The organism is Halobacillus kuroshimensis DSM 18393 (assembly GCF_000425705.1).
GTDB lineage: Bacteria > Bacillota > Bacilli > Bacillales > Halobacillaceae > Halobacillus > Halobacillus kuroshimensis.
The window spans coordinates 1-13,761 of record NZ_AUDY01000009.1 but is presented as its reverse complement, the minus strand read 5'-3'; the positions used below and the strand labels follow the sequence as shown (position 1 = coordinate 13,761).

General features: G+C 48.6%; 11 protein-coding genes. 3 read left to right on the top strand and 8 right to left on the bottom strand.

All coding sequences use genetic code 11. From position 1 onward, the window contains the following. Positions 1-143: 143 nt before the first annotated feature. The 3 genes from H615_RS0108075 to H615_RS0108060 form a co-directional block, all read right to left on the bottom strand. Positions 144-1,481 (bottom strand): sodium-dependent transporter, encoded by a 1,338-nt coding sequence (locus tag H615_RS0108075; protein ID WP_027954671.1) that lies wholly within the window; start codon positions 1,479-1,481, stop codon positions 144-146. A 432-nt stretch (positions 1,482-1,913) separates the two neighbouring features. Next, entirely contained in the window at positions 1,914-2,222 is a 309-nt protein-coding gene (locus H615_RS0108065) for a phasin family protein (RefSeq protein WP_027954669.1), read from the bottom strand. After that, positions 2,219-3,883: an ABC1 kinase family protein gene (locus tag H615_RS0108060; protein WP_027954668.1), complete on the bottom strand. Its 1,665-nt coding sequence runs from the start codon at positions 3,881-3,883 to the stop codon at positions 2,219-2,221. The genes H615_RS0108065 and H615_RS0108060 overlap by 4 nt, the downstream gene beginning before the upstream one ends. Before the next feature lie 183 nt (positions 3,884-4,066). Here H615_RS0108060 and H615_RS0108055 point away from each other — a divergent pair, with 183 nt between their 5' ends. Together H615_RS0108055 and H615_RS0108050 are read left to right on the top strand one after the other, a co-directional pair. Then, positions 4,067-4,966 carry a GNAT family N-acetyltransferase gene (locus H615_RS0108055; RefSeq protein WP_035531714.1) on the top strand — a complete coding sequence of 300 codons (900 nt, stop codon included), beginning with the start codon at positions 4,067-4,069 and terminating at the stop codon, positions 4,964-4,966. A gap of 17 nt (positions 4,967-4,983) precedes the next feature. After that, a complete protein-coding gene (locus H615_RS0108050) occupies positions 4,984-5,847 on the top strand; it encodes a fructosamine kinase family protein (RefSeq protein ID WP_027954666.1) in 864 nt (287 codons plus the stop codon). 3 nt (positions 5,848-5,850) lie between these two features. Here H615_RS0108050 and H615_RS0108045 read toward each other — a convergent pair whose 3' ends face one another. Then, positions 5,851-6,819 (bottom strand): YbgA family protein, encoded by a 969-nt coding sequence (locus H615_RS0108045; RefSeq protein ID WP_027954665.1) that lies wholly within the window; start codon positions 6,817-6,819, stop codon positions 5,851-5,853. A gap of 192 nt (positions 6,820-7,011) precedes the next feature. Here H615_RS0108045 and H615_RS0108040 point away from each other — a divergent pair, with 192 nt between their 5' ends. Further along, positions 7,012-8,361 carry a YjiH family protein gene (locus tag H615_RS0108040; RefSeq protein WP_027954664.1) on the top strand — a complete coding sequence of 450 codons (1,350 nt, stop codon included), beginning with the start codon at positions 7,012-7,014 and terminating at the stop codon, positions 8,359-8,361. A gap of 30 nt (positions 8,362-8,391) precedes the next feature. Here the strand turns inward: H615_RS0108040 and H615_RS0108035 are convergent, their stop codons facing one another. The 4 genes from H615_RS0108035 to H615_RS0108020 form a co-directional block, all read right to left on the bottom strand. Next, positions 8,392-9,054: a type 1 glutamine amidotransferase domain-containing protein gene (locus H615_RS0108035; protein ID WP_027954663.1), complete on the bottom strand. Its 663-nt coding sequence runs from the start codon at positions 9,052-9,054 to the stop codon at positions 8,392-8,394. A 78-nt stretch (positions 9,055-9,132) separates the two neighbouring features. After that, on the bottom strand, positions 9,133-10,149 hold the full coding sequence (locus H615_RS0108030) for an acyltransferase family protein (protein ID WP_027954662.1): 1,017 nt from the start codon (positions 10,147-10,149) through the stop codon (positions 9,133-9,135). A 568-nt stretch (positions 10,150-10,717) separates the two neighbouring features. Next, positions 10,718-11,977, bottom strand: coding sequence for an aminopeptidase (locus tag H615_RS0108025; RefSeq protein ID WP_027954661.1), 1,260 nt, complete (start codon positions 11,975-11,977; stop codon positions 10,718-10,720). Positions 11,978-11,991: 14 nt separating this feature from the next. Then, positions 11,992-13,416: a cryptochrome/photolyase family protein gene (locus tag H615_RS0108020; protein ID WP_027954660.1), complete on the bottom strand. Its 1,425-nt coding sequence runs from the start codon at positions 13,414-13,416 to the stop codon at positions 11,992-11,994. Positions 13,417-13,761 lie beyond the last annotated feature (345 nt).

The following is a 13,761-nucleotide window of genomic DNA, read 5'->3' as shown; positions in this document are numbered from 1 at the left end:
GCGGGAACAGCGCGAGCCGAAGATCCACTTGGTCAAGTGATCTTCTTGACCAAGTCAGCTGAGGCCGTGCCCGCGGCAAGCATCCACCGATAAGCGGAACGTGACCGGAAACACAACGTAAGAACAGTTTCTAGTCAGGTTTATTAAATAACGCCTAATTTGTTCAGGAAAATCAGGAGGATCATCACTGGTGTGACGAACTTCACGAGATAGTACCAGATCTGCCCGATGCTGGATCCGGTGAAGTCTGTGGCTTCCAGAGCTTCCGATTTAGAGAAATACCATCCGATCAGAAGGGCCATGGAAAGACCGCCAAGCGGCAGAAGAATGTTGGATGCAATGTAATCCATGGAATCCAGAATGTTCAAATCACCGATCGGCGTGACGCCTGACCAGATTCCGAAACCGAGAGAAACCCCGATTCCCATGACAAACATGATCGCTCCCATGACAACACTTGTAGCAAACCGTGTCCATCCAAGAATCCTCATGAAATAGGCCGTCGGCACTTCCAGTATAGAAACCGAAGAAGACAGAGAAGCAAGAATCAAGGCAAAGAAGAAGACAAGCCCTACTATTCCACCCATCGGCATCTGTTCAAAAATACTCGGCAGTGTAATGAATACGAGCGGCGGACCTGAGCTTGGATCGATCCCGAAGGCAAAAACCGCCGGGAAAATGACGAGGCCTGAAATCACCGCAAAGAAAGTATCCATGATCCCGATGCCGAGGGCTGCACTCGGCAGTTTGTTTTCTTTTCTCAAATAGCTTCCGTACGTGAGCATCGCTCCCATACCAAGACTGAGAGAGAAGAACGCCTGCCCGAGGGCAGCGATGTAAATGGACGGATCACTTAGAGCGGTCCAGTCCGGCTGAAACAAGAACTTCACGCCTTCAGATGCCCCATCCAGGGACAAGCTGAAGAAAGCCAGTCCAATGAGTATAAGGGCAAGCAGCGGCATAAAGATCTTGTTGGCTGCCTCAATGCCTTTTTTCACCCCGCTCAAAACAATAACAATCGTAAGAATCATAAATAAGGCTGTCCAGGCAATCGGATGCCAGGAATGACTGATAAACTGACCGAATGCCCCTTCGTAACCGACCTCCGGAGATGTAAAATAAGATCCATTTAAATAATTCCAGAAATAAAAGATCGCCCAGCCGGCTACGACAGCGTAAAAACTCAAAATTAAAAAGGAACTGGCAATGCCGAAAAATCCTGTCAAATACCACGGTGTGTTTGGTGCCAGCTTTTTAAAGGAACCGACAACATCACTCTCTGCTTTTCTACCGATACTCACCTCAGCAAGCAGCAGCGGGACCCCCAGTAAAATGACGAAGGCCAGGTACAACAGCAGAAAGGCTCCTCCACCATTATTTCCTGCTACAAAGGAGAACCTCCAAATGTTCCCGAGGCCCACGGCCGAACCCATGGCCGCCAGCATAAACCCAAGCTTCGTCCCCCACTTTTCTCTTACCATTCTTCCTCAACTCCTCTCCAACTCTTTCTATGATGTTCTGATAAATATTCATCATAATATCATAGATTTGAGAATAGTTGATATAAAATCAGAAATTTCATGAAATTTACAGTTTAAAATCAATTTTAGTTTGTTTCATTTGGACAGAAGAAACGTTTTCCCGATGTTTTTCCTCGAATTTCATACAGGGCGAACCAGAGGAATGCAGCACCACCTGAGAGGGCATTTCCTTCGATTTGAAATCGTAGGCACTGCAGGCTCTCGGAAAAGCGGGATTCCATGTCGTCCGGAAATGCCGGCACCGAAAGCAGTTGATTTTCTTCAAAAAAACCCTTCCTTTCTACCATGATGTGGTAAAAGCATAGCATATTCGGTGGGCCCGGGCATAAATAAAACAGCCCTGCTTCACTCTTATGAAGCAGGGCTGTTATTTTAGTACCCGCGTTCCTTTTCAAGACGCTGAATACGCGCTTCCAGTTTTTCATATTCTTCACGGGATACAAAACCAAGTTCGTTCATTTGGTCCTGGAACTTCGCCTTCATCTGTTCATTCCACTGCTGATCCTTTGTTTGACCTTTGGCCATCCACGCCTGCATCCGCTCATTCACCATGCTCTTCGCCTGCGAAGGACTGATCTCCCCGCGTCTGACCATATCATTGACAAGCTTCTCGAACTTCTGTTTTCCACTGACTGCGGCTCCAAGACCTAAATGAAACCCTTTTTTCAATAAGTCATTCATGTTCGATTCCTCCTATTATGAGTAAGCTTCCGCAGCATATGCACGTGATTGATGGAGCTGAAAATAAATCCGGCTGCACCGGTCCCGAAGATGCCCCCACCGATCCACCAGCTGGGAAGGACTTCAATAACGCCTGTATAAAAGAAAGCAGCGGTTCCGATCAGCATGATGATAAACGAAAGCAGTGTCATAAATAAATAATATTGGTGGAACAACTGATTTTTCTGCTGAGTCGTTTTCCACTCTCTTTCCTTGTCCCCGTCCTCCAAATACTCAACCAAAGCCCGCGGGAGAGAGAGCAGCGGTCTCGCTGTCTCCTTCAACACATCCGTGTAAAGCGATGAAGTGGAATCCTTTCCGGATACCCATTCCTTAATGACCGGCCGTCCCCAGGCAATCAAATCCACTTGCGGATAGATTGTACTCAGGACACCTACGACAATAGATGCCGCACGTCCAAGAAATGCATAGTCAGCAGGCAGCTGAATCGGCTGTTCTTTGACAAACTGCTGCAGATCCTCCAGCATGTCATTCATCATATGTGCATCCAGCTTGTCAAAGTTCCCTTCCAGGTACATGTCTGTTGTCTGCTTCAGCAGTTTCTTCACTTTTTCCGTATCCGCTTCCGGCAGAAGAAAATTCATTTCCTGCAAGGCTTCAATCACCCTGTCATAGTCGTCCAGAATGAACCCTTGGATCATTTTACGTATGGAATCGGCATCCTCCTTCCGGATTTCCCCGACCATCCCGAAGTCGAGAATGACCACTGTGCCGTCCTCTTTAATCATCAAGTTGCCCGGGTGTGGATCAGAGTGGAACATCCCGGCATATAAAAATTGTTCGATACACAGCTCAAACAAAATATAAGCAATACGGCTCCGGTCGATCCCCTGCCTGTCCATAAAGGAGACATCCGTAATCTTGTGCCCCTCCACCCACTCCATGACGAGAACGCGTCTTGTCGATAGGTCTTCATAATAATGCGGCACCTCGACATCCTGAAAATCACGGAACCGCTTTTGAAAAGCCCGTCCGTTCTCCAGTTCCATCGTAAAATCAAGTTCGTTGCTGATGACACGGACGACTTCCGTATAAAGGGCCTGGAGATCCGCTTTTTTTCCATAAACGGTGAACCGGTTGACGAGCCAGAATACAATTTTCAAAGCCTTGAAGTCCATCCGGAATGTATCACGGACTCTGTAACGCTGCACTTTAACCGCCACCGGCGTCCCATCCTTCAAGTACGCTTTGTATACTTCTCCAATGGATGCAGAGGCCACCGCTTTTTCATCAATGGAGTCCAGGTGTTCATCGAGTGAGGCGTTCCAGTCTTCTTCAATCGTTGTTCTGGAATAGGAAAACGGGACGGGCTTCACACGATCGACAAGCCCCTCCAATTCTTTAATGAAGGATGGCGGCAGAAGATCACCACGAGAGCTGAGGAACTGTCCGAACTTTATCAGCAGCCCGCCGAGGGCGACCGCTTTCCTCCGATACTCCTCCGCCATATCCGCCAGCATCATCTCCCATTTCCTTTTCGTCTGCTCATCCCAGATCCGGTGTCTTTTTTCGAACCAGAAAATGCGGAGCAGAAAACGGACGGACATCCAGACAATGACTGTAATCCGGTAAATGGCTATGTATTTTAATCGCTGATGCATTCGTCCCGCCTCCTTTCCATGCTTCTGTATCTTACTTTTCCCCGCAAATCCACAGGTCAACCCTGCCATTCGACAATCGCGCAGTCAGACTTCGGCAAATGACGGCCGCCCTGCAGAAAGGCAGCGCTTGCACTTTTCTCTGCTATTGTGTGAAAATTCATGTATAACGAAAGGATGAGTGCAATGATTCAGATTCGCGAGCTGGAAGTCAGGGAACTACATACGGCAGCCGAGTGGCTGTATCAGATGAATGGCCAGGACCGCCATTATGTGGCCTGGATGGCTTCAGAGAAAAATGAAATCTTCGAGCAGATCTGGACGTTAACCCAGTTCACGGAGCCTTTAGCTTATGTCGCTTGGGAAGGTTCCGAAATCGTAGGATTTTTAGGCATGGTCCCTTTTTTCGAGCAGAAATTCTGCCGCCTGCTCGGCCCTTTTGCGCTAAAAGAAGAATCCGACGTCATTGAACGCTTATGGGACAAAGCTTCTCTGACTGCCCAGCTTCATTTTGATGCGGTTAAAGTAGCCTGCTATGGAGCGAACGAAGAGTTGAAAGCTTTCGCTGAAACCCATGCGTTCGAACTTTACAACGTTGAAAAAACATTGGTCCTCTTCCAAACCCATTACAAGGCCGCGGAGTCCAAAAAGACGCCGTCGATCTTCCAGCTTCAGGAACAGGATAAAGAAAGACTGGACAAGCTGCATCCAGATGCGGCGTATTATACGACAGAAGAAATGTTTCACCTTTCACGACACCAGGGGAACTATATATGGGGATATGGCAAGGAGGGAGAGCTCGCCGGGTACCTCTACTTTGAAACGATCGCAGAAGGGGAAGAAGGCGAAATCTGCTTTGTGAATGTCCATCCTTCCCATCGAAACACCGGCATCGGGACAGAGTTGATGGAACATGCCCTGCAATATGCGTTTTATGCCCTTGAACTGCAGGCGGTCACCCTATCTGTCCGCTCCTTGAATCCCCAGGCTGAACAGTTGTACAAAGCTATCGGTTTTCAGGAGCTGAACGAAATACATGCGTATCAGAAGGTATTCACACCGACCCCACCTGCTCCGCTTCATTAATGGAAAGGAGACCTTTGATGGATATCATCGAAAAAACATTGAGCACAATTGGAGATGAAAGCCGGATACAGAAGCAGACCGCCGTCAGGGGTGGTGATATCAACCAGGCGTTTTACGTACAGACCGAAAGACAGGCATATTTTATAAAGACGAACGCCGGTGTCCCCTCACACTTTTTCCAGGCGGAAGCCGAGGGGCTGCAGACGATTCAACAGACCAAGACCATCCGCGTCCCGAGCGTCTATCATTACGACATGCCTGAAAAAAGGGAGCCTGCCGCGCTTGTGATGGAATGGATTGAATCCGGGAACCGGAACGATCATGCAGCCCTCGGCCGTCAGCTTGCTCATATGCACAAGCACACAAGTAATTCGTATGGATACGGGGCTCCGACATTTGTCGGACAGCTCGATCAGCCAAATACGTGGGCCCCTTCCTGGGTGGACTATTACCGCACCTGCCGGCTGGGGGCACAGCTTGATATTGGAATCTCCAAAAAACGGATGACGAACAAACGAAGAAAGCGGATGGAAGCATTGATGAGCAGACTCGACCAATACCTCCCCGCTCATCCCGAAGCCTCCCTGCTCCACGGTGATCTATGGGGCGGCAATTACATGATGGATGAGCACGGACAGCCGGTTTTGATTGACCCTTCCATTCTTTACGGGGACCACGCTTTTGAACTGGCCTTCACAGAAGTCTTCGGCGGCTTCCCAGCTGATTTTTACAATCATTATCAAGAGGTGTTCCCTCTGCCTGAACATTACGAGGAAATCAAACCTCTGTACCAGCTCTTTTACCTGCTTGCCCATCTCAACATGTTCGGAGAAAGCTACGGTCCGGCTGTGGACCGCATTCTAAAGCATTATACAGAATGATCATCAAGAGTAGGCCCGGCCCTTCCCAGAGTCGGATATTTCCACCAGATCGACCGGGTAGGGCTGGAAATAACTCTGCTGCTTCAAATACCCACTCTGAAAACGGGCGGTCCAGGAACTCAATACACTGAGAACAGCGCTCAAGGGGATTTTTTCTTCTTTATATTGATGAAGAAGATCAGCAAAACTTTGTTTTTCTCCGCTCGTCAGCTGTTTCTTAAAATACCCGGCAATGTGCTGACAGACGTTGATGTGGGCGCTTGTTTTCGCAGGCTCCTGCATCAGCTCATGAAGCAGATTTTCGTACGTTTCAAGCACCTCACCGATTCCACGATGGTCATGGTTGGCTGTCGTCTGCCCCATTTTCTTCAACAGGCCTGGGTGATAGGCCATAAACAGATATTTATGCCGGGCATGAAACTGCTGCAGCTCCTTCATCTTTCTTTCCTTCTTCATCTCCCGGAAGGAGGCCAGGGTGAACAGTTTCGTCAAAAAATGATGGCGCAGCGTGAAATTTTTCAACCGCCCTTCCTCCTCCACAGCCAGCCCACTGTGACGCTTGAGTACCTCTGCGGCAAACAACCCGGATGTCTTTCCGATCACCTGGGAATTCTCCGCACTCTGATACACCTTCACATCATGCATCCCACATGTCGGAGAACGGTTCTTCAAAAGAAATCCATCGACATCATCAAGATGATCAAGAAAAGTTTTGGAAAAACCAGTCATTTTACCAGTAAGATCTTCCCCTGTTTTCGGTTGAACGAGACGCTTTTCCTCATCATCCACGAGACGGATGACATCTCTTGGTACGCCCAGTCCGATTTCCACTTCCGGGCAGACAGGAATAAATTCTACATGCGCTTTCATTCGTTCGACGGCTTTATCTGGTATGACCGCTCCGTTATACCGCACCTCTGCAAATTCAAGGCACCGGCTTACGACGACTCTTGGCTTCGCATATGACTGCATTCCTTTCCCTCATTTCCAGTTTCCAATGTATACAAAAGGTTCCCCGTTATCCTTTTGTGATAAACCCCGGGGTCTGTGATTCTCTACAAATTTCCTATTGGTTTTTAGCAGTAATCGTAATAGAATAAATAATGTTGTATATTTATTCTGAGATGTTTATAAATAAAACAGATTAGTCAGGAGAGATTTTGGATGAAAGCGAAAGATTTTAAACCTTCTTCGCATCTGCGTTTTATCATACCGTCCCTCATCGGTATTTTCTTATTTATGTTCCCTATCAGTGGTGATGACGGAGCCGTCACCATTCCAATCGCCGTTTTGGCAGGAGAGGTCGAGGAACGACTGGCCGGCTCCCTGTCTCTCATCATGACCATCATTATTACGATAACAGCGCTTGCCACTGTTACCGCTAAACTGCTGAGATCGGATGGTTCCAAATCTCCGTTTTTCCATTCATTATTTAATGTACCCGCCGTATGGGTCGTTACCCGTGTGCTCGGTATGATTTTCGCCATCATGGTCTATTTCCAGATTGGACCGGAGGCGGTCATTTCCGAAAATACAGGCGGGCTGCTGCTGGATTCGCTGCTGCACGTCCTGTTCGCCGTCTTTTTATTTGCAGGGTTGTTCCTTCCCCTGCTGTTGAACTACGGCCTGTTGGAATTGTTCGGAGTCATCCTTACGAAAATCATGCGTCCGCTTTTCAAACTGCCGGGGCGTTCGTCTATTGATTCCCTTGCTTCCTGGCTCGGGGACGGAACGATCGGAGTCCTTTTGACGAGTAAGCAGTATGAAGAAGGGTACTACACGAAAAGAGAAGCAGCCGTAATCGGAACCACCTTCTCAATCGTCTCCATTACCTTCAGCCTTGTAGTCATTCAGGAAGTCGGGCTCGGCCACATGTTCGTGCCGTTTTATCTAACTGTAGCACTCGCCGGATTTGTTGCGGCATTGATCATGCCACGGATTCCGCCGCTGTCCAGAAAACCTGATACCTATGTAACCGATGAAGCAGGAGAACAGAATGAAGATATTCCCGAAGGACACAATGTGTTTACCTACGGATATGCCAAAGCCGTTGAGCGTGGCAGCAAATCGATAGGACCCGGAGCATTTATGAAGCAGGGAGCCCAGAATATCCTCGATATGTGGATGGGGGTTGCTCCGATTGTCATGGCCCTCGGAACGATCGCCCTTATCATCGCGGAATTCACCTCTTTCTTCACGTGGATCGGTATGCCGTTCATTCCACTTCTTGAACTCATGCAGGTGCCCTATGCCGCGGAAGCCTCTGAGACCATTCTTGTAGGGTTTGCGGACATGTTCCTGCCTGCAATCATTGGAGCTTCTATCGAGAGCGAAATGACACGGTTCATTATTGCCGCTCTTTCTGTAACCCAGTTGATTTACATGTCGGAAGTCGGTGGACTTCTGCTCGGTTCCAAGGTTCCGGTTAACCTGAAGGACCTGTTCATCATCTTCCTTGAGCGTACGATCATTACCCTTCCAGTCATTACACTGATGGCACATCTATTGTTCTGAATGCATAAAAAAGACCGCCGGGCCCTTGGCTCAGCGGTCTTTTAATTGTTCCAGCACTTTTTGCGCGGTTTCCAGACTGGACGAAGGATTCTGGCCCGTCACAAAAGGAAAATCGACGACGACGTGACTTTCATCCGGCTTTCCTTTGCTGAATTCCGCCCCTTCTTCGATTAAACGATCTTCCAGTGAAAACGGGACACGTCCCTCAAGCCCTGTCTTCGTTTCCTCTTCATTCGAAAAGCCTGTCAGCTTTTTCCCACTTACAAGAGGCTGTTTATTGTGATCCATGACACCAATGAATCCGGCAGGACCGTGACAGACGGAAGCCATGACTTTTCCTTCAGTAAGAAAGTGACGGAGAAGCTCTGCCAACTGTTCATTTTCAGGAAAATCGACCATCGTCCCGTGCCCGCCGCATAAAAAGATAGCGTCATACGATGTCGGATCCACTTCTGCGAGAGCCACCGTCCGGCTGATCGGCTCCATCACCCCGTCCCACACATCAGGAAGCTGGTTGCTGTAGCTGTTTTCATCAATCGGCGGGCGCCCTCCCCGCGGGCTTGCGGCGGTCACCTCATAACCGGCTTCCCCGAACTCCACGGACGGTTCGACAAACTCAGACAGCCAGAGCCCTGTTTCATGTCCATCCATGTGGGCAGCATTTGTGACAATCATCAAGATTTTTTTAGACATACAAAAACCTCCTTGCGAATCTCTTACGTATTATTCACAAGGAGGCTCTATTCCATCCACCAGGAAAGGCGGATTTATTTATGATTGAAGCGTCGAATCTTTGTCAAAGGTCCGCTGCCACCAACGTTTGATGAGCTGGATACGCCCCTCAATGAACGGCTGCGTCAGCGTGCGGATCAAGCTGCTCGATAACAAGTAGACAATAGCGGCAGAGATGATTGCAAGCCCGATGACATCAAACAGGTTATCCACTTTGAACAAGTCGGCCTGCCGGAAGAACTGGATGAAAAAGCCGTGCAGCAGATAAACATACAAGGTCTTCCCGCCAAGGTATGTGATTTTGTACTGCGTATTCGGAATCCAGGAAAGGACACTAACGACCATGATGCCGGCAAGAGCATAGACAGCCAGCCGGAACAGCCCTCCCATTTCCGGACTGCCGAGAACCTCATAGGATTTCGATCCGAGCAGCCAGCCGGAGTTGATTTCAGGGAGTACGGCAATCACACCTGCTGCTGCTGCCATGATGACCATGCTGACTTCCCGGACACGGCGTGTTCTCCACTTATGCACATGCTCCTTCGTCAGCCAGTACCCGGCAAGGAAAAACGGGAAGAAAACGAAGGTACGGGACAAACTGAAATGGTGCCCGATATCGGTGAAATATCCGACGAGCACACCGATCTGCACAGCGATGGCAACACCGAGCATCGGCGGGATTTTCTTAAACCAATATAACAGAATGTGCCAGCAGAACAGGCTGAACAGGAACCATAATGACCAGTGCGGATAAAAGATCCCGTCAAACCCTTCACCTTTCCCGATGAAAAAGTAATACCCGGTATAGACGAGCTGAAAAATCAAGTATGGGAGAATCAACTTTTTAGCCAGCTGAATCAAATAATCCTTCTCCCCCGATCCTTTGGCAAAGAACCCGGCAAGAAAAATGAACGCCGGCATATGAAAAGTATATATCCACGTATAAAGGGTGTACATCGGTTTGGAACCATCGGTAAACGGCTGAATCATATGACCGAAAACGACGAGAAAGATAAGGACTACTTTGGCATTATCAAAAAAAGCATCACGCTTCATGGGATCACCCTTCTTCGATTCAAGATAATCTATTCTACTTCATATGTACCACAATCTATCCTTATTGTAGACAGGTTTTTGAAGATTTAAATCGTCTGTAACGATAATGTAATTGAGAAGATACAATGTCATCTTTCCACGAACAAAGACACCCTGGGTCAGGGTGTCTCTCAGCTTGTAGAGAAACCTCTGTTTCTTTACAAGCTTTTTTCTTTCTTACCGCCAGGAGCGAAAGGGGCACCGCGCCTTGGGAGTTCTTTAACATCGAAAAAAACTCTCCTTCACCCAGCGCAGCCCATGCCGTTCTTTTGAATCTGCGCACCTGCGTAGTGGGCAGTCTCTCTCTTCTATATTCTAACGTCGGCACGAGGAGCGTTCGGTGGTGATGCCTGCGGGAACAGCACGGGCCGAAGATCCACTTGGGCAGGCGACCTTCCTGACCAAGTCAGCTGAGGGCGTGCCCGCGGCATTCATTCACCGATAAGCGGAATGTGACCCTTTACACGACTAATGGACAACTCTAACTGGTTAACACAGGCTTTTTCTACAGCCAAAATACCACCCTTGATCAGGGTGTCTCTTCGGTCTCCTCAAAATCCACGGCCCACATACCGTTCCGGAAGATAGGTTCGTACAGGCCTTCCTTCGTTTCTCCATCGATGTTCAATTCGTCCGACCCCATCATGAAGTCTTCATGGACGAGACTATCATTGACGCCGTGTGATTCCATCTGCTCTTTATTAAAGGAGGACCCTCCTTTTATGTTGGTGGGATATGCTTTTCCTAAGGCTAAATGACAGGAAGCATTTTCATCATATAACGTGTTGAAAAAGATGTGACCGGATTGGGAAACCGGGGAAGCGTGCGGTACGAGCGCGACTTCTCCAAGTCTGGCTGAACCATCATCCGATTCAATCAGATGCTTCAGTGTCTCCTCCCCGGATTCCGCGGCATAATCCACCACTTTTCCATCTTTGAATGTTAAGGTGAAGTTCTCAATCAGATTCCCCGCATAACTCAACGGCTTTGTGCTGGATACTTTCCCGTTCACGCCGTATTTATGAGGCATAGTAAAGACTTCTTCGGTCGGAATGTTGGGGTTGAACGTCCGGCCTTCCTCTGATTCCGCCGCTCCTCCATGCCAGAGGTGATTCGAAACGAGCTCGATGGTCAGCTTCGTCCCGGGCCCGGAATAATGGAGCTTTTTATACTGCTTTTGATTCAAATATTCCCTCGCCTGCCGAAGGGCTTCATTATGCTCCTCCCACGCCTGAACCGGATCGTCCTTGTCCACCCGTGTAATTCTGAAGATCTCCTTCCACAGCTGTTCCTGCGCCTCTTCCGGTGAAGCATCAGGAAACACTTTCTGCGCCCATGCTTTCTGCGGATAGGCAACGATGGTCCAGGTCGTCTTATCATTCATTAAATAGTCCCTGTAACCGGAAAGGGCCTCTCCACTGGCTTTCGAAGCAGCAGCTACCCGCTTCTGATCTACATTCTTCATTAAATCCGGATCGGGTCCGTAAATGGTAAGGAGACCATAACCGTCCGCCACCATTGCTTCGAGACCTTCCGCTTTCCATTTAGGAAAATCTTTGAGCACGTCCATCGGGGCATGCTTCATTTTCATATAATTGAGCATTTCGTCATTCCATTCGACATGCACATTCTTCGCGCCCATTCCATAGGCCTTTGCCGTAACAATCCGGACAAAATCTGCGGCTTCAATGGGGGCGTTGATGATCAGACCCTGCCTGTGCTGCAGGTTCACCCCGTTTTTCAAAGCCAGATCTGCATACTTCTCTAAATCACTTCGTTTTATTGACATCCGTATCCCTCTTTTTATGTTTTGTCTTTAAATACTTCAATGGCCCGCTTCCGCATCTTTTTATGGTCCACCACAGGTTCAGGATAGTCTTCACCAATCATGCATCCAGCCTTTTCCTGTTCGTTCTCCGGCATCTTCGAAGGGTCATGGATATACTTCTTTTCCACATTTTCAAGCTCCGGAACCCATTCCTTAATGAAGCGGCCGTGAGGATCGAAGCGCTCGGACTGCCTCACGGGATTAAACACGCGGAAGTAAGGAACCGGGTCCGTCCCTGTAGAAGCCGCCCACTGCCAGCCGCCGATATTCGAGGCAGGGTCATAGTCCACCAGCCTCTCAGCAAAGTACCGTTCTCCTTCACGCCAATCCATCAGCAGATCCTTCGTCAAAAAAGAGGCCACAGCCATCCGGAGCCGGTTATGCATCCAGCCGGTTTCATTCAGCTGCCTCATCGCTGCATCGATCAACGGGAAACCGGTCTGTCCCTGCTTCCATTTTTCCAGAAGATCCTCATCATTATTCCACGGAATACCTCTGTATTTTTCAACAAGCTCTTTATCGTCTGATTCCGGATAATAGTAATAGATCATATTGTAAAAGTCGCGCCACGCAAGCTCGGAAATATACGTTTCCACTCCGGATGTATCTTTTTTGAAGTTCACTTCGTCCTGAATTCTATGATACAGCGTCCGGATGGAAACCGCACCGGTACGCAGATACCTGGACATCAGGCTTGTTCCATCAACGGCCGGGAAATCCCGCTCCTCATCATAATCATAGATGGCTCCATCAAGAAACAGGCTGAACCTTTCACCGGCAGCTTCTTCCCCTGTCCCGGGAAAATCAGCTTCTGTTTTTTCCATCAGCGACTGGTACGCTTTTTCTCCTTCTTTAAAGGAAGAACGCTTATCCACAGCCGCTTTTTTCAGCTTATCGTGGTTCACCCGTTGAATACCGGGTTTCTGCTGCTGCTTCCACTTCTTTAAGTATGGAGAGAATACTTTATAATGGCCGCCATCCTGCTTTTTGATTTCCTCCGCTCCGTGCAGGTGGTGGTCCATGTAATGATAGACGTCCACATCAATCGAGTCCAGATACTCCACCATGTGATCATCCCGCTTTTTACCAAACCCGGTTTCATCCCGATTGAAGTAGACTATGTCCACATCCAGTTCCTTTACAAATGCCTGGAAGGACTCTTCGATTTCTCCTTCAATAACATGGACAGGCGCACCCATATCCCCGGCACGTGAAACGAAGTCCTGAAGGGTTTGAAAATAGTAATCATGCCTCATTGTAAAGGAATTGTTCAATTCCGGATGCATATGAAAAAACAATACGAGGCTGTCCTCATCTTTTGTATGTTCAACAGCTTTTGCAAGTGCTGTATGATCATTCAACCGTAAATCTCTTCTAAACCAGACGGCTCTTGTTGTCATCACCGTTCCCCCTTTCCCTTTATCCTTCCTTTTTCCTAATCCCCTTAAACCCTGTCCAACCGGTGGGACAGCCACGAAAAACCAAGGCCATCTTGGGTTCTCCAGTGCTTTCAGAAGCACAAGTCATTCCCTTTTCTCGGGCAAACGCCTGAAAGGTTCCCGGCGCGCACGTTTTTCCGCCGGAAGTGGAATCGTCTGCGTTCCTTCCGCCCCTTTGCATTTGACGGATAAAAAAGGGAATTTCTGCTTGTAGAGAAACCTCTGTTTCTTTACAAGCTTTTTTCTTTCTTACCGCCAGGAGCGAAAGCCCCTTCCCTTTCCGCGGACGAGCGCCCGAGCTTCCTC

What these genes read in the sequence shown, in the direction of transcription:
- H615_RS0108035 (WP_027954663.1), bottom strand. Translation starts at nt 9,054, where the DNA reads ATGTCTAAAAAAATCTTGATGATTGTCACAAATGCTGCCCACATGGAT.
- H615_RS0108055 (WP_035531714.1), top strand. Translation starts at nt 4,067, where the DNA reads ATGATTCAGATTCGCGAGCTGGAAGTCAGGGAACTACATACGGCAGCC.
- H615_RS0108020 (WP_027954660.1), bottom strand. Translation starts at nt 13,416, where the DNA reads ATGACAACAAGAGCCGTCTGGTTTAGAAGAGATTTACGGTTGAATGAT.
- H615_RS0108050 (WP_027954666.1), top strand. Translation starts at nt 4,984, where the DNA reads ATGGATATCATCGAAAAAACATTGAGCACAATTGGAGATGAAAGCCGG.
- H615_RS0108025 (WP_027954661.1), bottom strand. Translation starts at nt 11,977, where the DNA reads ATGTCAATAAAACGAAGTGATTTAGAGAAGTATGCAGATCTGGCTTTG.
- H615_RS0108060 (WP_027954668.1), bottom strand. Translation starts at nt 3,883, where the DNA reads ATGCATCAGCGATTAAAATACATAGCCATTTACCGGATTACAGTCATT.
- H615_RS0108075 (WP_027954671.1), bottom strand. Translation starts at nt 1,481, where the DNA reads ATGGTAAGAGAAAAGTGGGGGACGAAGCTTGGGTTTATGCTGGCGGCC.
- H615_RS0108030 (WP_027954662.1), bottom strand. Translation starts at nt 10,149, where the DNA reads ATGAAGCGTGATGCTTTTTTTGATAATGCCAAAGTAGTCCTTATCTTT.
- H615_RS0108065 (WP_027954669.1), bottom strand. Translation starts at nt 2,222, where the DNA reads ATGAATGACTTATTGAAAAAAGGGTTTCATTTAGGTCTTGGAGCCGCA.
- H615_RS0108040 (WP_027954664.1), top strand. Translation starts at nt 7,012, where the DNA reads ATGAAAGCGAAAGATTTTAAACCTTCTTCGCATCTGCGTTTTATCATA.
- H615_RS0108045 (WP_027954665.1), bottom strand. Translation starts at nt 6,819, where the DNA reads ATGCAGTCATATGCGAAGCCAAGAGTCGTCGTAAGCCGGTGCCTTGAA.